Origin of the sequence: Microbacterium sp. NPDC064942 (assembly GCF_049545525.1) — a bacterium.
Taxonomy (GTDB): Bacteria; Actinomycetota; Actinomycetes; order Actinomycetales; family Microbacteriaceae; genus Microbacterium; species Microbacterium gawkjiense.
This window is the reverse complement of sequence record NZ_JBMWDR010000001.1, coordinates 343,660-361,968: the sequence shown is the minus strand read 5'-3', so window position 1 is coordinate 361,968 and position 18,309 is coordinate 343,660. Positions and strand designations below refer to the sequence as shown.

General features: G+C 70.8%; 18 protein-coding genes. 8 read left to right on the top strand and 10 right to left on the bottom strand.

Going from position 1 to position 18,309, the window contains the following annotated elements; all coding sequences use genetic code 11:
• Nucleotides 1–92 precede the first annotated feature (92 nt).
• Nucleotides 93–1,736: a DNA repair helicase XPB gene (locus ACPEH2_RS01720; RefSeq protein ID WP_217531214.1), complete on the top strand. Its 1,644-nt coding sequence runs from the start codon at nucleotides 93–95 to the stop codon at nucleotides 1,734–1,736.
• Nucleotides 1,737–1,754: 18 nt separating this feature from the next.
• Here ACPEH2_RS01720 and ACPEH2_RS01715 read toward each other — a convergent pair whose 3' ends face one another.
• The gene (locus tag ACPEH2_RS01715; protein WP_423718077.1) at nucleotides 1,755–3,128 is read right to left on the bottom strand and encodes a type II CAAX prenyl endopeptidase Rce1 family protein; all 1,374 of its coding nucleotides are present in this window, start codon (nucleotides 3,126–3,128) and stop codon (nucleotides 1,755–1,757) included.
• A 99-nt stretch (nucleotides 3,129–3,227) separates the two neighbouring features.
• Here ACPEH2_RS01715 and ACPEH2_RS01710 point away from each other — a divergent pair, with 99 nt between their 5' ends.
• The 3 genes from ACPEH2_RS01710 (at nucleotide 3,228) to ACPEH2_RS01700 (ending at nucleotide 6,055) form a co-directional block, all read left to right on the top strand.
• Nucleotides 3,228–3,920 carry a response regulator transcription factor gene (locus tag ACPEH2_RS01710; protein ID WP_036311868.1) on the top strand — a complete coding sequence of 231 codons (693 nt, stop codon included), beginning with the start codon at nucleotides 3,228–3,230 and terminating at the stop codon, nucleotides 3,918–3,920.
• A gap of 115 nt (nucleotides 3,921–4,035) precedes the next feature.
• On the top strand, nucleotides 4,036–5,655 hold the full coding sequence (locus tag ACPEH2_RS01705; protein ID WP_423718076.1) for a sensor histidine kinase: 1,620 nt from the start codon (nucleotides 4,036–4,038) through the stop codon (nucleotides 5,653–5,655).
• Nucleotides 5,656–5,767: 112 nt separating this feature from the next.
• Nucleotides 5,768–6,055 (top strand): WXG100 family type VII secretion target, encoded by a 288-nt coding sequence (locus tag ACPEH2_RS01700; protein WP_064001530.1) that lies wholly within the window; start codon nucleotides 5,768–5,770, stop codon nucleotides 6,053–6,055.
• A 65-nt stretch (nucleotides 6,056–6,120) separates the two neighbouring features.
• Here ACPEH2_RS01700 and groL read toward each other — a convergent pair whose 3' ends face one another.
• Entirely contained in the window at nucleotides 6,121–7,740 is a 1,620-nt protein-coding gene (gene groL / locus ACPEH2_RS01695; RefSeq protein WP_217531211.1) for a chaperonin GroEL, read from the bottom strand.
• 236 nt (nucleotides 7,741–7,976) lie between these two features.
• Here groL and ACPEH2_RS01690 point away from each other — a divergent pair, with 236 nt between their 5' ends.
• Nucleotides 7,977–8,147: a hypothetical protein gene (locus ACPEH2_RS01690; RefSeq protein WP_423718075.1), complete on the top strand. Its 171-nt coding sequence runs from the start codon at nucleotides 7,977–7,979 to the stop codon at nucleotides 8,145–8,147.
• Between the two features lie 10 nt (nucleotides 8,148–8,157).
• On the opposite strand, the gene ACPEH2_RS01685 is transcribed toward ACPEH2_RS01690, so the two are convergent.
• From ACPEH2_RS01685 to ACPEH2_RS01675, 3 genes are all read right to left on the bottom strand, one after another.
• On the bottom strand, nucleotides 8,158–8,361 hold the full coding sequence (locus tag ACPEH2_RS01685; RefSeq protein ID WP_064001526.1) for a cold-shock protein: 204 nt from the start codon (nucleotides 8,359–8,361) through the stop codon (nucleotides 8,158–8,160).
• A 142-nt stretch (nucleotides 8,362–8,503) separates the two neighbouring features.
• Nucleotides 8,504–9,136, bottom strand: coding sequence for a LytR C-terminal domain-containing protein (locus ACPEH2_RS01680; protein ID WP_217531209.1), 633 nt, complete (start codon nucleotides 9,134–9,136; stop codon nucleotides 8,504–8,506).
• 9 nt (nucleotides 9,137–9,145) lie between these two features.
• Complete coding sequence (locus tag ACPEH2_RS01675) at nucleotides 9,146–9,406, bottom strand: DUF3263 domain-containing protein (RefSeq protein ID WP_064001524.1); 261 nt, start codon at nucleotides 9,404–9,406, stop codon at nucleotides 9,146–9,148.
• Between the two features lie 87 nt (nucleotides 9,407–9,493).
• Between ACPEH2_RS01675 and msrB the strand changes: the two genes are divergently transcribed.
• Nucleotides 9,494–9,898 (top strand): peptide-methionine (R)-S-oxide reductase MsrB, encoded by a 405-nt coding sequence (msrB, locus tag ACPEH2_RS01670; protein ID WP_064001523.1) that lies wholly within the window; start codon nucleotides 9,494–9,496, stop codon nucleotides 9,896–9,898.
• 121 nt (nucleotides 9,899–10,019) lie between these two features.
• On the top strand, nucleotides 10,020–11,648 hold the full coding sequence (locus ACPEH2_RS01665) for a protein kinase domain-containing protein (RefSeq protein WP_423718074.1): 1,629 nt from the start codon (nucleotides 10,020–10,022) through the stop codon (nucleotides 11,646–11,648).
• Between the two features lie 5 nt (nucleotides 11,649–11,653).
• On the opposite strand, the gene ACPEH2_RS01660 is transcribed toward ACPEH2_RS01665, so the two are convergent.
• The 3 genes from ACPEH2_RS01660 to ACPEH2_RS01650 form a co-directional block, all read right to left on the bottom strand.
• The gene (locus tag ACPEH2_RS01660; RefSeq protein ID WP_423718073.1) at nucleotides 11,654–12,601 is read right to left on the bottom strand and encodes a DMT family transporter; all 948 of its coding nucleotides are present in this window, start codon (nucleotides 12,599–12,601) and stop codon (nucleotides 11,654–11,656) included.
• A 10-nt stretch (nucleotides 12,602–12,611) separates the two neighbouring features.
• Nucleotides 12,612–13,640, bottom strand: coding sequence for an ATP-dependent 6-phosphofructokinase (locus ACPEH2_RS01655; RefSeq protein ID WP_423718072.1), 1,029 nt, complete (start codon nucleotides 13,638–13,640; stop codon nucleotides 12,612–12,614).
• A 94-nt stretch (nucleotides 13,641–13,734) separates the two neighbouring features.
• On the bottom strand, nucleotides 13,735–15,891 hold the full coding sequence (locus ACPEH2_RS01650) for a DEAD/DEAH box helicase (RefSeq protein ID WP_217531206.1): 2,157 nt from the start codon (nucleotides 15,889–15,891) through the stop codon (nucleotides 13,735–13,737).
• A gap of 238 nt (nucleotides 15,892–16,129) precedes the next feature.
• Here ACPEH2_RS01650 and deoC point away from each other — a divergent pair, with 238 nt between their 5' ends.
• Nucleotides 16,130–16,840 carry a deoxyribose-phosphate aldolase gene (gene deoC, locus ACPEH2_RS01645; protein WP_064001518.1) on the top strand — a complete coding sequence of 237 codons (711 nt, stop codon included), beginning with the start codon at nucleotides 16,130–16,132 and terminating at the stop codon, nucleotides 16,838–16,840.
• A gap of 30 nt (nucleotides 16,841–16,870) precedes the next feature.
• On the opposite strand, the gene ACPEH2_RS01640 is transcribed toward deoC, so the two are convergent.
• Both ACPEH2_RS01640 and ACPEH2_RS01635 read right to left on the bottom strand, forming a co-directional pair.
• Complete coding sequence (locus ACPEH2_RS01640) at nucleotides 16,871–17,836, bottom strand: bifunctional riboflavin kinase/FAD synthetase (protein ID WP_253036077.1); 966 nt, start codon at nucleotides 17,834–17,836, stop codon at nucleotides 16,871–16,873.
• A complete protein-coding gene (locus tag ACPEH2_RS01635; protein ID WP_423718071.1) occupies nucleotides 17,833–18,291 on the bottom strand; it encodes a hypothetical protein in 459 nt (152 codons plus the stop codon). The genes ACPEH2_RS01640 and ACPEH2_RS01635 overlap by 4 nt, the downstream gene beginning before the upstream one ends.
• Nucleotides 18,292–18,309: the final 18 nt, after the last annotated feature.

Genomic DNA, 18,309 nt, shown 5'->3' with positions numbered 1-18,309 from the left:
TCCGGCTCCGACGCCGCGACCATCTGCGACGCCTCGCCGCACTGTGGCCGGTCGGGCCGGGGCGACCGGCGGGGCCGGTAGAATCGTCCGTTATGGCTGACGGCCCCCTCATCGTCCAGAGCGACCGCACCGTGCTGCTCGAAGTGGCGCATCCCGACGCGGAGAACGCGCGGCACGAACTCGCGATCTTCGCCGAGCTCGAACGCGCCCCCGAGCACATCCACACCTACCGCGTGACGCGGCTGGGCCTGTGGAACGCCCGCGCCGCAGGCCACGACGCCGAGGACATGCTGGCGACCCTCGAGCGGTGGGCGAAGTTCCCCGTGCCGCCGTCGGTCTCCATCGACATCCGCGAGACCGTCGGCCGCTACGGGCGCCTGGTCATCGAACGCGACGACGAGGGCACCCTCATCCTGCGCTCGACCGACAAGGCGGTGCTCGCCGAGATCGCGCGCAACCGCCGCATCCAACCGCTCCTCATCGCCCACCCGACGCCCGACACCTACGTCATCGACGCGTGGGCCCGCGGTCAGATCAAGCAGGAACTTCTGAAGATCGGCTGGCCGGCCGAGGACCACGCCGGCTTCACCCCGGGCACCCCGCACGAGATCGAGCTGCACGAGGACGGCTGGACCCTGCGCCCCTACCAGCGCAAAGCCGTCGACATCTTCAGCGAGGGCGGCTCGGGTGTCGTCGTACTCCCCTGCGGCGCGGGCAAGACGCTCGTCGGCGCCGCGGCGATGGCCGACACGAAGACGACGACCCTCATCCTCGTGACGAACACCGTCAGCGCCCGGCAGTGGCGCGACGAGCTGCTCAAGCGCACCTCGCTCACCCCCGAGGAGATCGGCGAGTACTCCGGCCAGTCCAAGGAGGTCAAGCCCGTCACGATCGCGACGTACCAGATCCTGACGGCGAAGCGGAAGGGCGAGTACGCCCACCTCGCGCTCCTCGACGCGCTCGACTGGGGTCTCATCGTGTACGACGAGGTGCACCTGCTGCCCGCCCCCGTGTTCAAGCTGACCGCCGACCTGCAGGCACGGCGGCGACTCGGCCTCACCGCGACACTGGTGCGCGAGGACGGCCGCGAGGGCGACGTGTTCAGCCTCATCGGGCCCAAGCGGTTCGACGCCCCGTGGAAGGAGATCGAGGCGCAGGGCTTCATCTCGCCCGCGGTCTGCTACGAGGTGCGCATCGACCTGCCGGCATCCGATCGCCTCGAGTACGCGGCCTCCGCCGACGACGAGCGGTACCGCCTCGCGGCGACCGCGCACGCCAAGATCGACGTCGTCCGCGACCTCGTCGCCAAGCACCAGGGCGAGCAGATCCTCGTCATCGGGCAGTACCTCGACCAGATCGACGTGCTGTCCGAGGAACTCGGCGCACCCAAGATCACCGGCTCGACGCCCGTCGACGAGCGCGAAGAGCTGTTCGACGCGTTCCGGCACGCCCGCATCCCGGTGCTCGTCGTCTCGAAGGTCGCGAACTTCTCGATCGACCTGCCGGACGCCTCCGTCGCGATCCAGGTGTCGGGTTCGTTCGGGTCGCGTCAGGAGGAGGCGCAGCGCCTCGGGCGCCTCCTGCGTCCGAAGTCGAACGGGCACAAGGCGAGCTTCTACACGCTCATCGCCCGCGACACCGTCGACCAGGACTTCGCGCAGAACCGCCAGCGGTTCCTCGCCGAGCAGGGCTACAGCTACACGATCCTCGACGCCGACGACCTCCGCGCCGCCTGAGCGACGCGGAGGTCGGCGTCAGTCCGACGACGAGGACGATCCGGATGCCCCGCCGTCGCCCGACGGTCCGGAGGTGTCCGACGACGGGCCCCCGTCCGCGGCGGTCGGCGTCGGGTCCGGGGTCGGCGAGGAGTCGGGTGCCGGCGCATACTCGCCCCATCGCGGCGCCTGGTGCGGCTCGAGCGGCGGCCCGGAGTACGGCTCGGCCGGCGGCGTCGGCTGCGGCTCGGGGACGAGGGGCGGCTGACCGTACACGGGAGGCTGCCCGTGCGCAGGCGGCTGCCCGTACACAGGCGGCTGACCATACACAGGCGGCTGGCCGTACACCGGCGGCTGGCCATACACCGGCTGCTGCCCATACATCGGCGGCTGGCCGTACACAGGCTGCTGTCCGTAGATCGGCTGCCCGTAGACCGGCGGAGCGTAGACAGGCTCGGGTGCGGGTGTCAGACGCAGCGTGCGACGACCGTCGCCGCGGCGCCACAGCCACTCCACGACCCCGACGTAGATGCCGATCATCACGAGTGACGACACCAGGCCGAGCACGGTCGTGTCGGTCGCGCTCGCGTCGCTGAGGCCGAAGACCGAGAACCCGAACGCGACGATGTTGTTGATCACGTGCAGCGCGATGGCCGCCTCGAGTCCCCCGGTCCGCCAGGTCAGCCAGCCCGCCGCGATCGCGAACGCGGCCACGCTCGTCTGGCCCAGCACGTCGTACACGTGCCCGAGGACGAACAGCGGCACGGGCAGGAGGATCGCCCAGGCAGGATGCCGCAGCCAGCGCCCGACCGTCTGCATGAGGTAGCCGCGGAAGACGTATTCCTCGGCGGTCGCCTGGAACGGGACGAACAGCAGCACGACCAGGAGCGACGCGACGAACGACGGGTTGTCCTGCGGCGCGACCAGGTCACCGCTCGAGCCCTCCTCGACGGGGATCAGGAAGGTCAGCGCCGACACCACGATGTAGACCACGACGGCGGCACCGGTGCACACCAGCATCCATCGCCACCGCAGTCGACCCGCGACCGACGAGATGTGGCCGATCCGCTTGCCCGCGACGATCCACGAGGCGAAGAGGTACGACGGCCAGAGGATGGCGAGCGAGAGGAGGATGACCGCGAGCCCCACCGGATCGGTGACGTCCATGACGGTGAGCCGTCGCAGCATCACCTCGGCACCGGCGCCGGGGTCCGCAGCGAACACGAGGATCCCGAAGACCAGCCCGATCAGGAGCGAGCCGACGAGGAAGAAGACGACACCGAGGATGCCGGTGACGATCGGCACCCACCAGCCGCGGCGCTGGCGCGCGAAGACGAGCCGGTGGAATGCGAGACCGGAACCGGTCGCGTCGGCGGGAAGGGGCTGGGGAGGTCGGGGCTGCGGAACAGTCACCGTTCCATCCTGTCCCACGCCGGGCGGGGATCGTACCCTGAGGCGACCCGACGCCGGAATGTCCAGCAAACCGATGGATTCCGGTGCCAGTATGGGCTCATGACCGCTGCGCGAATCCTCGTCGTCGACGACGAGCCGAACATCCGGGACCTGCTGGTCACGAGTCTTCGGTTCGCCGGATACCAGGTCCGCGCCGTCGCGAACGGCGCCCAGACCATCTCGGCCGTCCTCGAGGAAGAACCCGACCTCATCATCCTCGACGTCATGCTGCCCGACATGAACGGGTTCAGCGTCACCAAGCGCCTCCGCGGCGCGGGCTACACCGCCCCCATCCTCTTCCTCACCGCGAAGGATGCGACCGAGGACAAGATCGAGGGCCTCAACTCCGGCGGCGACGACTACGTCACCAAGCCCTTCAGCCTCGACGAGATCGTCGCCCGCATCCAGGCGATCCTGCGCCGCACGATGCAGGCCGACGAGGACTCGATCATCAAGGCCGGCGAGATCACGATGGACCAGGACACGCACGACGTCCAGGTCGGCGACGTCTCGATCGACCTGTCCCCCACCGAGTTCAAGCTGCTGCGCTACCTGATGCTCAACCCGAACCGGGTGCTGAGCAAGGCGCAGATCCTCGACCACGTGTGGGAGTACGACTTCAACGGCGACGCCGGCATCGTCGAGAGCTACATCTCCTACCTGCGCCGCAAGATCGACCCGCACTCCTCCGAGCCGCTCATCCAGACCAAGCGCGGTTTCGGATACATGCTGAAGGCCGACCGCACCGCCTGAACGGAGGCGCCCCCTGGGCCCGACCGAGAAGCAGGACCGCGTCACCCGGTGGTGGCGCGGCCTCAGTCTGCGCGCGAAGGTCACCGGCGTCACCGTCAGCGTCCTCGCCTTCGGGATGATCGGCGCCGGCGTCGGCACGATGATCTTCCTGCGCAACGCGCAGCTGAACGCGGTCGACCAGTCGCTCACCCAGACGGTCACGACCGACATCGCGAGCAACCTCATGAACGTCGACCTCGACGACGGCGAGGCGACCTTCACCCCGATCGCGGCGGCGCCGACCGACTTCTCCGTCGCCGTCTACAGCGGCAAGGGCGACGGGCGCCTCCTCGCCGTCGCGGGCGGTGACTCCTCGCTCTCCCCGCCGCAGTTCCCCTCGACGTTCTCCCTCGATCAGACCGTCCTCAACGGGACGGCGCCCTTCGACCTCGCCTCGGCCGACGGCACCGTCCGCTACCGCGCCAGCGTCGACACCCTGCCGATCCCCGGCTCCCGGGACTACTACACGCAGCTGGTGGCGCTGCCCCTGAACGACGTCAACCGCACCGTCGCCAACTACATCGGCATCTACACGGCGCTCGCCCTCTTCACGATCCTCTGCAGTGCGGTCCTCACCCGCGGTCTCGTCACCCTCGCCTTCCGCGGTCTCGGGCAGGTCGAATCGACCGCCATGACGATCGCGAAGGGCGACTTCAGTCAGCGCATGAGCGACATCGCTCCGGGCACCGAGGTCGGGCGCCTGAAGACCGCGATCAACGTCATGCTCGACCGCATCGATGAGGCCCTCGGCGAGCGGGACTCCACGGTCGAGCGGATGCGACGCTTCATCGGCGATGCGAGCCACGAACTGCGGACCCCGCTCGTGACCGTCCGCGGATACGCCGAGCTCTACCGGATGGGCGCCATCCAGGACCCGGAGCAGACGGCGCAGGCCATGGAACGCATCGAGAAGGAGGCGATCCGGATGGGGGCCCTCGTCGAGGACCTCCTCGCCCTCGCGCGTCTCGACGAGCAGCGCGACATCGCCGTCATCCCGGTCGACCTCCGGCCCATCGCCCGCGACGCCGCCCTCGACGCCCGCGCGGCGGCGCCCGATCGCGAAGTCACCTTCACCGGGCAGGCGCCGAGCTCGGCGATCCCCCTCGCCATGCTCACCGAGCCCGACCCGGCATCACCCAAGCGCCGCGGCGGACCGATCGCCGGCGCCGGACGACTGCTGCGCCGACGGGGCCGAGCGGATGCTCCGCGCCCCGCACTGGAGACGTCGCCGATCGTCGTGCCCGTCGTCCCCGCCACCCCGGCGCCGATCGTGCTCGGCGACGAGAACCGCATCCGGCAGGTCGTGGCGAACCTCCTCGGCAACGCGCGCCGCTACACCCCGGAAGGGTCGCCGATCGAGCTCTCCGTGGGCGCAGACCTTGAGACCGCGCGCGGCTGGATCGCGGTCGCCGATCACGGTGAGGGCATCCCGGAGCAGATCCGCGCCAAGATCTTCCAGCGCTTCTGGCGCGCGGACTCCTCGCGCACCCGCGAGACCGGCGGGTCGGGGCTCGGACTGTCGATCGTCGCGTCGATCGTGGCGACCCTGCAGGGCACGATCGAGGTGACCGACACCCCCGGCGGCGGCGCGACGTTCACGGTGTGGCTGCCGCTCGCGGTCGACCGGGCGACGGCCGGCGCCGCACTCGATCTCGCGACCCAGCCGCTGCCGCGCGCCCCGCGAGAGGATGTCTGACGCCTCCTCCCCAGGCACGCGTCCTTCGCCGGCGTCCCCAGGGCCGCGGCCTGCTCGCGGATCGCTCCTGCCCGGCTCCTAGCGTGGCGGCATCCGATCGAAAGGAACCGCGATGTCCACCTTCACCGTCGACAGTGACGCCGTCCTCGCCGCCACCAGCACGATCCGTGCGACGGGCGACCGTGTCCAGTCCGAGACCACCGCGATGCTCGGGCACCTGACCCAGCTGCAGGGGTCGTGGACAGGGAGCGCGTCGGTCGCCTTCCAGTCCGTCGTCGAGCGCTGGCGCGCAGCGCAACGCGAATTGGATGCCGCGCTCGCCGACATCAGCACGGCGCTCGGCGCGGTCGGTCAGCAGTACGCGCAGACCGAGATGGCCGCGGCCGGCATGTTCCGCTGACCGTCGGCGGACGACGAAGGGCCCCTCCCGGAGGAGGGGCCCTTCGTGAGCCGTTCAGCGGTGGATCAGAAGTCCATGCCACCGGTCGGGTCGCCTGCCGGCGCCGCGACCTTCTCGGGCTTGTCGGCGACGACGACCTCCGTGGTCAGGAACAGACCGGCGATCGACGCGGCGTTCTGCAGCGCGGAGCGCGTGACCTTGGCCGGGTCGATGATTCCCGCGGCGAACATGTCGACGTACTCGCCCGTGGCGGCGTTGAGGCCCTGACCCGCGGGGAGTTCGGCGACCTTGTTCGACACGACACCGGGCTCGAGACCGGCGTTCAGCGCGATCTGCTTCAGGGGAGCCTGGATGGCCACCTTGACGATGTTCGCGCCGGTCGCCTCGTCGCCCTCGAGCTCGAGGCTCGCGAACGCCTTCTCGCCGGCCTGGATCAGCGCGACGCCACCACCGGGGACGATGCCCTCCTCGACGGCCGCCTTCGCGTTGCGAACGGCGTCCTCGATGCGGTGCTTGCGCTCCTTGAGCTCGACCTCGGTGGCCGCACCCGCCTTGATGACGGCGACGCCGCCGGCGAGCTTGGCGAGGCGCTCCTGCAGCTTCTCGCGGTCGTAGTCGCTGTCGGTGTTCTCGATCTCGCGACGGATCTGGGTCACGCGACCCTCGATCTGCGACGCGTCACCGGCACCCTCGACGATCGTGGTCTCGTCCTTGGTGATGATGACCTTGCGCGCACGGCCGAGCAGGTCGAGGGTGGCGTTCTCGAGCTTGAGACCGACCTCCTCGGTGATGACCTGGCCACCCGTGAGGATGGCGATGTCCTGCAGCTGGGCCTTGCGACGGTCGCCGAAGCCGGGGGCCTTGACGGCAGCCGACTTGAAGATGCCGCGGATCTTGTTGAGCACGAGGGTCGCGAGAGCCTCACCCTCGACGTCCTCGGCGATGATCAGGAGCTCCTTGCCGTCCTGGATCACCTTGTCGACGACGGGCAGAAGGTCCTTGATGTTCGAGATCTTCTGGTTCGCGATCAGGATGTAGGGGTCCTCGAAGACCGCTTCCTGACGCTCGGCGTCGGTGACGAAGTAGGGGTTGATGTAGCCCTTGTCGAAGCGCATACCCTCGGTGAGCTCGAGCTCGGTGCCGAAGGTGTTGGACTCCTCGACGGTGACGACACCTTCCTTGCCCACCTTGTCGATGGCCTCGGCGATCAGGGCGCCGATCTCGGGGTCGGCAGCCGAGATGGATGCCGTCGCCGCGATCTGGTCCTTGGTCTCGATCTCCTTCGCGCCGGCGAGCAGCTCGTCGGAGAGAGCCTTGACGGCCTTCTCGATGCCCTTCTTGAGAGAGATCGGGTCGGCACCGGCCGCGACGTTGCGCAGACCCTCGCGCACGAGCGCCTGAGCGAGGACCGTGGCGGTCGTCGTACCGTCACCGGCGACGTCGTCGGTCTTCTTCGCGACCTCCTTGACGAGCTCCGCGCCGATCTTCTCGTACGGGTCGTCGAGCTCGATCTCCTTGGCGATCGACACGCCGTCGTTCGTGATCGTGGGAGCGCCCCACTTCTTCTCGAGCACGACGTTGCGGCCACGGGGGCCGAGGGTCACCTTGACGGCGTCGGCCAGGGTGTTGAGGCCGCGCTCGAGGCCTCGGCGGGCCTCCTCGTCGAAAGCGATGATCTTTGCCATAAGTGTGTCGTCCCTCCCGGACGTGAGGTTCAGTACCGTGCCCCCAGGGACTGGGAGCGGGATAGTTCTGGCACTCAGGATGAGTGAGTGCTAAATCATTCTGGCACTCGACCCTAGGGAGTGCAAGCCGCGCGACACCGGCTCGCGCTACCGTGACACACGCCGCGGCGAGCACCGCGGCAACGACCCCCTCACCGCACGGAGGAATGGATGATCACGGTCGCAGAGGTCCCCGGATGAGCCGCCCCGCCATCCGCGCAGTGTTGCGCGAGGCGACTCTCGCCGCGTTCGATGACGCCGTCGCCACGCTCGACGGCGATGCGTCCGAGTCCATCGAGAACCGCTCCGCCGCGGAACTCAACCCGCCCGAGCTGAGCGGGCTGTTCCTCGCCCGCTACGCGGGCTGACCGACCGGCGTCAGGCGACGACGCGGACGGATTCGGCCTGCGGGCCCTTCTGCCCGGTTCCGACGGTGAACTCGACGGCCTGACCCTCTTCGAGCACGCGGAACCCCGACATCTCGATGTTCGAGTAGTGGACGAAGACATCCTGTCCGTCGCCGAGCGTGATGAAGCCGAAGCCCTTCTCGGCGTTGAACCACTTGACGGTTCCCTGGGTCATGCGCATCTCCTGAAGCTGTGGGACACCCGAAATGCTAGCCACGGCCCCCTGCCGGATCCGGCGGTTCCCGGCTTTGTTGACACTCCCGAACCCAAGTGTTTACGGCGGCGAAACACGCGACGGCCGAGCCGCCGCGGACGGGTCACTCCGAGCCGAAATCGAGCCCGACGATCACCACGAGCTGCGATCGCGGATCACCGCCGGCGCTCGCCGTCTCGGGCGGCGCGACGACCTGATACGTGTCGTCGAGGGAGACCTCGGCGCCGCCGATCGCATCCGCCAGACCGCGGGCGGCAGCCTCGTCGGCGGTCGTGCCGTAATAGACGGTCGTGGTCGGGAAGTCGTCGGAGCTGGCGCTGCTCTCCTGGACGTCCGCCTCCGCCCACCCGGCGGCGATCACGTCCTGGCGGACGGCGTCACCCAGCGCGGCGTCGGGGGTCGCGTTCAGCACGAGCACCTCGTACGACGTGTCCACCTGCGGAGCGACCACCTGCGACGACGAACCGGGCGCCGAACGGGCGTTGAAGTCCAGTCGACCGGTCGCGAACAGGGTGCTGAGCACCCCCGCCGCGACGATGGCGACGGTGGCCACCACGGACCACAGCACGATGACGCCGACGCGCAGCCGCGGGGTTTCGGCGCGGTGCGCCCCGATGCGAGCCGGACGGGCCGGGAGGTCGTCGAAGCGATCCTTCACTGCGGAGCGCGCCGCGGTCTCGGACGGGTCCGCGGCGGTGGGCTGCTCTGGCTCGGGCGGGGAGGTCGGAGACGGCACCCGAGAATGCTACCGGGCGGATGCCGGGAGCACCCTGGAGCGGGTGCGCCGCTCCCGCTCCTGCGCAGTCTGCAGCCGCCGCAGACGGTGCACGAGGACCGGATCGTAGGCGACGGCATCCGCTGATTCGAGGATCCGCCCCAGCAGCTGGTAGTAGCGCGCAGGGGTCAGCGAGAGCTCGGCGCGCAGCGCCTCCTCCTTCGCCCCGGAGTGCCCGTGCCAGCGCGCCTCGAAATCGAGGACGGCGCGGTCGCGATCGGAGAGGGGCACTCCCCCACGGTACGACCGAGATCCTCCGACACCCCGGAACATCGGGGCGGTTCGTCCGGTTGAATATGTCGAGGGAAGGAAGAACACATGAGCTATCGCGTGGAGAAGACCGACGAGCAGTGGCGGGAGGAGCTGACTCCCGAGCAGTACGCCGTCCTGCGGCAGGCCGGGACGGAGCGCGCGTGGACGGGCGAACTCCTCGATGAGGACCGCGCCGGCCTGTACACCTGTGCCGCGTGCGGCGCAGAGCTGTTCCAGAGCGGCACCAAGTTCGACTCGCACTGCGGCTGGCCGAGCTTCTACGAGTCGGTCCGCCCGGAGGCCGTCGAGCTCATCGAGGACCGCAGCCACGGCATGGTGCGCACCGAGGTGCGCTGCGCGAACTGCGGCTCGCACCTGGGGCACGTGTTCCCCGACGGTTTCGGCACCCCCACGGGCGACCGCTACTGCATGAACTCGCTGTCGCTGTCGTTCACCCCGAAGAACGACTGACCTCCGGGGCACCGCCCCGCTTGCAGGCCGCGCCGACACCGTCAACCCCGGTGTCGGCGCGGCGTCGTGCGTTTAGCGTGGCTTCGGACGCGGTGAGGGACGCCGCGGTCGGAGGATGCACATGCCCGAGACCACCGACCACGCAGACGACCTGCTGGGCGGCCGTTACCGTCTCGGTGAGACGCTCGGCCGCGGCGGCATGGCCGACGTGTACCGCGGCGAGGACGCCGTCCTCGGCCGAGAGGTCGCGATCAAGGTCGTGCGCTCGGGGGCCGACGGAGTCGCCGCCGACAGCCGTGCGCGCGGCGAGGTCAGCGTGCTGGCGGCGCTCAACCACCCGTCGCTGGTGACGCTCTACGACGCGCAGCTCGACGCGGACCCGCCTTACCTCGTGATGGAGCTCGTCGAGGGACCCACCCTCACGACGCGCATCGCCCGGTCTCCGTTGACCCCGTCCGCGGCGGCGACGATGGCCGCCGAGCTCGGCGAAGCCCTCCACGTCGCACACGGCGCCGGCGTGGTGCACCGCGACGTCAAGCCATCCAACGTCCTGCTCGCACCGTCCCACCTCCCCGATCACGAGTTCCGCGCCAAGCTCGCCGATTTCGGCATCGCGTATCTCGTCGACACCGCACGGGTGACGAACCCCGGCGAGGTGATCGGCACCGCCGCCTACCTTGCTCCCGAGCAGGTACAGGGCGTCGATCCGGCACCGCCCGCCGACGTCTACGCCCTCGGCCTGGTCCTGATCGAATCCCTGACAGGGAAGCGGGCCTTCCCCGACGCGGCCGGCGTCGCCACCGCCCTCGCCCGACTCGAGGCCCCACCGGAGATCCCTGCGGAGCTCGACCCGGAATGGCGGGACCTGCTGCGCGACATGACGCGCATCGACCCGGCCGAGCGGCCCACGGCCCTCGACGTCGCGATGCGCGCACGCGCGCTCGCCGCGACCACGTCCGACGCCCGTACCGAAGCGCTTCCCGCTGCCGGCGCGGTGGCCGCCGGCAGTGCCGGCGCAGCGATGGCGGCGGGCTCTGTCGACCATGCTCCGGATGCGGCGACCGAGGCTCTCCTGCCCGCCGGGGCCGCCGCGACCGACGCCGCTCCCCCTCCATCCACGCCCGCGACGGCCCCCACCAGTGTGCTGGCGGCCGCCTCCAGCGCTTCGCCTGCCGAGGCGACGCGCACCATCGACGCGGCGCCCGCCCCGGCAGCCCCTGCCGAGGGCCAGCCGGCCGAACGCCGGCCCCGCCGACGGTCACGGCGCCGAGCGACGGTCTGGATCACCGCGGCCGCCGCGGCGGCGCTCGTCGCCGGGACCGGCGGCATCCTGGCCCTCACCGCCGGCGGCGACGAGGTGACTCCCCCCGACCCCGCTCCCGTCACCGACCCGACCCCGGACGTCAGTCCGACCGCCCCGCTCACCGAGGACGAGGCCCCCGACGAGGTCGACACCGTGAGCGTCACGGACACCACGGACGAGCAGGGAACGACGCCGACGCCCGAGGTGACCACCGAGGCGCCCGACGAGGAGGCGACACCGGACGAGGGCGCCACGGAGCCGGCGGAGGAGACGGCCCCGACCGACGGCGCCACCGACGACGAGGGCACCGTCGACGGCAGCACGGTCGACGACAGCGTCACGGACCCCGTCGAGCCGAGCCCCGCACCCGTCGACGGCGCGGTCACCGAGCCCGACCCGGCCGACAGCCCCGCTCCCGCCGAACCGTCGCCCGCCCCGACCGGCTGACCGCGTCAGCGCCGGACCGGCCAGAACGCGGCGACGAACACCGAGGCCAGTCCGATGACGACGGTGACGGCCTCGATGACGACCCCCGGTCCGGCCGGCGCAGGCCAGAGCACATCGAGAGCCAGTGACGCGAGGAGCTGCCCCGACACCGCGGCCAGCCCGAACAGGAGCACCCCCGTGCGGGCCACGAGCGCGGCCGACAGCATGATGTAGGCCACGCCGAGCGCGCCGCCGAGGTAGAGCCACGGCTCCGAGGGCAGCGGCGCCGGTGGTCCGTCGACGATCGTCACGACGACCGCCAGCACCGCCAGGATCGCCGTCCCCAGCGTGAAGTTCACGAGCGTCGCCGTCACCGGGGTCCCGACGCGCACCCGCAGCCGGCCGTTGGTCGCCTGCTGCCAGGCGAGTCCCGCTCCGACGACGACGGGGAGCACGACCGTCCAGACGGGCACGCCCGCCAGCCCGTCCCCCGAGATCAGCACCACGCCCACGGCGGCCAGGGCGAGCGCGCCGCCGACCAGTCGCGGCACCGTGACGGCGACGACCCCGCCGGGCCCGTACCCCACTCGGTCGAGGATCAGCCCGCCCACCGTCTGCCCTGCGACGATGCCGACCGTGAACAGCGACACCCCCACGATCCCGACGGCGACGGCCTGCGTGCCGACCGTCAACGCTCCCGCGGCGCCGCCCACCAGCATCCACCACGGAATGCTGCGCTCACGGATGCCGCGGCTCAGCAGGACCGCACCGCGACGCCCACCCGGGGTCAGCACCGAGACGAGCACGATCAGCAGCAGACCGCTGCCGAACGAGATGACGGCGGCCACCATGGCGTGCTCGAGACGCACGCCGAGCTGGCCGTTGATGCGCGCCTGGACGGCGGTGAGGACGCCGACCGACACCGCACCCACCAGGGCGGGCGCCAGCGAGGTCCGCGCGGACGGGCCCGTCACGCGAGCCGACTCAACCGAACAGCGCGGCGGCTTCTTCGTAGCGGTGCGCTGGCACGGTGTGAAGCGACCCGAGCGCCTCCGCGAAGGGCACCCGGACGATCTCGGTGCCCTGCATGGCGACCATCTGGCCCCATGCGCCGTCGACGACGGCGTCTGCGGCGTGCAGGCCCAGACGTGTCGCGAGGACACGGTCGAAGCCCGACGGCGAACCGCCGCGCTGGATGTGGCCGAGGACGGTCGCGCGGGTCTCGATGCCCGTGATCCGCTCGATCTCGGGGGCGAGGATCTCGCTGATGCCGCCGAGGCGGGGACGGTTGAAGGCGTCGAGCCCCTTGTCGCTGTACGCCTCGTCCATGCCGGTGAGGGTGAAGCCCTCCGAGACGACCACGAGCGGCGCACGACCGCGGTCGTGGGCCTTCTGGACCTGCTCGGCGATCTCGTCGATCGACATCGGGTGCTCGGGGATGCAGATGACGTGCGCGCCGGCCGCGATCCCGGAATGCAGGGCGATCCAGCCCACGTGACGACCCATCACTTCGGCGACCATGCAGCGCTGGTGCGAGTCACCGGTCGTCCGCAGGCGGTCCATCGCCTCGGTCGCGATGTTCACCGCCGTGTCGAAGCCGAACGAGTAGTCGGTGGCGTGGAGGTCGTTGTCGATGGTCTTCGGTACACCCAGGACGTTGATGCCGTCCTTGTGCAGCCGGTCGGCCGCAGCCAGGGTGCCCTCGCCGCCGATCGCGACGATGCCGTCGAGACGGTGGCCGTACATCGTCTTCGAGATGTTCTCGGCGCCGCCGCGCGGGCCCTCGTAGGGGTTCGTCCGGCTCGTGCCGAGGATCGTCCCGCCGACCTTGGACAGACCCTTCACCTCGTGGCGCGTGAGCGGGAAGAAGTCACCGTCGACCACGCCGCGCCACCCGTCGCGGATGCCCACGAACTCGATGTCGTACGTGGTCGTGCCCTTCAGCACGACGCCCCGGATGACGGCGTTCAGTCCTGGACAGTCGCCGCCGCTCGTGAGGATACCGATCTTCATGAGGGGTCCTTAGGTGATCTCGGGTTGGTGCTGGGGGCGACGCTGCCTCGATGACACTATCGCCGCGACGGCGTCGCCTGCCAGCCGAGCGGGCTCAGGCGGCGCCGAGCGCCTGCCGCAGCAGGTGCATGAGCGCCGACAGCTGCACGGAGTCGCTCGAGGTCGGGTCGACCGCGTCGCCGTCGAGGGCGCGCTGCGCGAGACCCTGCTTGCTGTCGATGAGCTCGGCGATCTTCGTGTCGATCGTGTGCGCCGCGATGATGCGCCACGCCGTGACCGGCTCGCCCTGACCGATGCGGTGCACGCGGTCGATCGCCTGCGTCTGCTCGGCGGCCGTCCAGCTGAGCTCGGCGAGCACGACGTTCGAGGCGGCCTGCAGGTTGAGGCCGACACCGGCAGCCGTGAGCGAGCACACCGCGATGGCGACGTCGGGGTCGCCGTTGAACGCGTCGATCGCCTGCTGGCGGACGGGCGTCGTCTGGTCGCCGCGGATCGAGACGGTGCGGAGCCCCGCCGACGCGAAGTGCGCCTCGGCGGCATCCATCACGTCGATGTGCTTGGCGAAGAAGACCACCTTGCCGACCGAGCGCTGCAGCTGCGCGGCGTAGTCGGCGGCGAGCTGCGCCTTCGCCTGACCGATGCGGCGGACCATCGTGAAGACGTTCTCGGAGCCGCTGCCGGCGGCCTTGGCCTCTTCGAGCTCGCCGTGCGCGACGAGACGCACGATGTCCTCGTCGGCCTCGCCGCGGACGACGCGGTCGCCGCGGGCTTCGATGATCCGGCGGTACTTCGCCGCCAGACGCTCACCCAGCTCCCGCTCGGCGGCGCGGATGGAGCGGCCGTACTCGTCGTCGAGCTCGACGGGGAGGTCGGCGACGAGCTTGTCGGGGAGGTCGGCGGCGACGTCCTTCTTCTTGCGCCGCACGATGCCCATCGAGATGACGGCGGAGCGGGCCTCGGGGTAGAACGCCTTGTCCGCGGGGGTGAGCCCGGTCTCGTCGAGGCGCGCCATCAGCTCGGGACCGGGCTTCTCGCCGTTGGTCCAGCCGAGGAAGCGCCAGATCGCGTCGAAGTCCTCGACGTCGTTGATGAGCGGGGTACCCGTCAGGGCGAGCAGCAGCGGATCGCGCACCTGCTCGCGGATACGCGAGGCGAGCGCGAGCACGTTGCGCGAGCGCTGCGAGGTGAGGTTCTTGATGAAGTGGGCCTCGTCGACGACCATGCCCTTCAGCCCGATCGAGCTGAGCCAGGACAGGTGGCGGTCGAGGATCTCGTAGTTGACGATGAAGACGTCCGCGAAGGCATCCATCGTCTCGCCGTCACCCTGGATGACGGTCGCGCGACGTTGCGGGGTCCACCGCTCCACCTCGCGCGCCCAGTTCATCTTCACGACGTTGGGGACGACGACCAGCAGCGGGTAGGCGTCGGCGACGGATGCCGCGAGCACCGACTGCGCCGTCTTGCCGAGACCCGGCTCGTCGGCCAGCAGGAAGCTGCGGTGCCCCGTGCGGACGGCCTCGAGGAACCGCGACTGGTGCGGCATGACGTCGAGCCCCTTGGGCGAGATGCGGTCGAACTCGGGGACGGGCGGCAAGTCCATGGACGCGGCCCCTCCCCCGGCACCGGTCTCGAACGCCTTGTACAGCGGGCCCATGAGCTCCCACCCATCGAGCCGGCGCCGCGGCGTCGACACGGGGGCGCGAAGGGCGACGTCGGGGGCGAGGAAGGGGTTGGCCTCCTTGCGGGCCTCGACCTGCGGCGGCACCACCTGACGGTCCGCGATCGCCTCGGGGACGACGGGAGCCTGAACGGGCTTCGCGTCGGTGATGATGAGCTCGTCCTCGGGCAGCTCCGCCCCGGACTCGAGCAGCCAGTCGCGGCGCATGCGACGCGCGACGGGCGACGTCGCCTGATCGACCTCGAGCAGCTGGATGAGGGAGGTGTCGCGGGCCGCGGTCTTGGCGAGGATCGTCGCGACGCCGTCGAGGCGCTTGAGCAGCTCGGCGCGCGCACCGTCGGCGATGTCGGACGCCGCCTTCACGCGGGCGCGCTCCTCGCGCACGAGGAAGGCGATCACCTGGAACTTGACGCGGTTGGTCGGTCCGAGTTTGCCGCGTTGCGCCTTCGCCTCGACCTCGCGCACCTTGCGGGCGAGGATCGGGATGAGGGGTGCTTCGTCGTCTCGGCGCGACGATGATCCCCGACGACGCCGAGCGGCGGTCTTGGGGGCGGTGGCTGCCGTGGTCGGCATGCTCCTCCTGAGCGTGACACCGGCGGATGCCGGCGAGCGTCGTACGAGACGACGGTCTTCGAGGCCGCAACGTCGGTCGCGGCGCGGATGTGGTCCCCGGGTCGTCACGGCTGCGGGTACTCGCTTCTGCGAGCTGCGGCGACGGGACGGGCCCTTCCCCCTCATTCTAGCGCGTCGCGGTCCCGGGCTCCCACCGCGACTCGGCGGTGCCGCGCGCGGTGCCGCGTACGCTGGTGTCATGCCCACCGAACGCGAACTCGCCGCCACCATCGACCACGCGATCCTCAAGCCGGAGCTCACCCGCGCCGACGTGGACGCCGAGCTCGACATCGCCGCGGAATGGGGTGTGTTCAGCGTCTGCGTGCGCCCGAGCGACATCCCCCACGCCGTGGCCCGCCTCGACGGCACCGGCGTCGCGGTCGGCACGGTCATCGGGTTCCCGCACGGCACCACCTCGACCGCCGCGAAGGTGGCCGAGACGCGACAGGCGATCGCCGACGGCGCGAGCGAGGTCGACATGGTCGTCAACATCGGCGCGCTGCGCTCGGGCTTCGACGACGTCGTGGTCGAGGACATCCGCGCGGTCGTCGCGGCGGCGGAGGGCCGCGTCACGAAGGTCATCCTCGAGACGGCCCTGCTCGACGACGAGCAGATCGAGCGCGGCAGCCGCCTCACCGAGGCCGGCGGCGCCCACTTCGTGAAGACCTCGACCGGATTCGCCGGCGGTGGGGCAACGATCCCCCACGTCCAGCTCATGCGTCGCACCGTGGGTGCAGGCGTCGAGGTGAAGGCCTCCGGCGGGGTGCGCAGCTACGCCGACGCGATCGCGATGCTCGAGGCCGGCGCGACCCGCCTCGGCACGAGCGGCAGCGCCGTCATCCTCGGCGAAGCGCGTCGCATCGACGCCGGCGACGAGGCGACCGGAGCGGTCGACTCCGGCTCGTACTGACCGGCGCGGCTCGCCCCGCGCCGCTCGGACTCAGGCGCCGGGCTGCAGCGCCGCCCGCACCTCGGCGACGTCGGCATCCATCCGCTCGATGAGGGCCTCGATGCCCTCGAAGCGGACCATGCCGCGGATGCGGGCGGTGAACTGCACCTGCACCGTGTGGCCGTAGAGGTCGAGGCCGGTCTCATCGAGGACGTACGCCTCGACCTGACGCCGGGGAACGTCGTCGAAGGTTGGGTTCGTGCCGACCGAGACGGCGGCCGGGTATCGCGTCGCGGCGCGGACGCGCCCGGCATCCGTCCCCTCGTCGATCAGCCAGCCGGCGTACACGCCGTCGGCGGGGATGAACCCCTCGGCATCCGTCGACAGGTTGGCGGTCGGGTAGCCGAGCTCGCGACCGCGCTTGAGCCCGTGGACCACCTCGGCGCGGACGGCATGGGGGCGCCCCAGCAGGCGGGCGGCGTCCTCCACCTGGCCGGCGGCGAGCATCTCGCGCACCCAGGTCGACGAGACCCGGCGTCCGCCGCCCTGGACGTCGCCCACGACGTCCACCGTGAACCCGTGGGTCTCGCCGAACGTCGTGAGGAAGGCGGGATCACCCGCTCCGCCGCGTCCGAAGCGGAAGTCGACCCCCACCATGACGCACACCGCGTGCAGGGCGTCGACGAGGATGCGCTGCGCGAACTCCTCGGGCGCGAGCGCGGCGAGTTCCTCGTCGAAGCGCAGCACGAGCACCGCGTCGACACCGGCCTCGGCGAGCAGGGCGATCTTCTGATCCACGCTCACGAGGGGTTCGGGGCAGCGGTCCGGTCGCAGCAGGGCGAGCGGGTTGCGGTCGAATGTGACGGCGACCACGCGTGCGCCGTCGTCCATCGCGGCCACGCGCGCGCGGTCGATGACGGCGCGGTGCCCCGAGTGCACGCCGTCGAACTTGCCGATCGCGACGACACTCGGGCCGAAGCCGGCGGGCACCTCGGCGGGATCGCGGAAGACGATCACGCGGCGCCCTCCGCGGCGGACCGGGCGTGCCGGTGGGTGATGAGCCACCAGAGCCCCAGAAAGGGCAGCACGAGCGGGACGAGGACGTATCCGATGCCGTACCCCGACCACACCGTGGGGTGGTCGAAGAGCTCGGGATGCGTCAGCGAGAGCGTCCCGACGACGAGTACACCCACGAGTTCGAAGACGATCGCCGCCCACGCGACGCGGTACCACCGCTCGGACGCGCTGAACACGAGCGCGAGGGTGGCGAGGATGTAGACGAGCGCGGCGAGGGCCGACAGCGAGTACGCGAGCGGTGCGTCGTCGAACTCGCGGACGATCTGCACGAACGAACGACCCGTCGCGCCGAGGGCCATGATCGCGTAGACGACCACGAGCACACGGCCGGCACCCGTCATCCGGCGCGGGGAGGCGGCCGACGGAGCGGTCGAGGTCGGCGCGGTCTCAGGCATGGCACCTCAATCCTACGA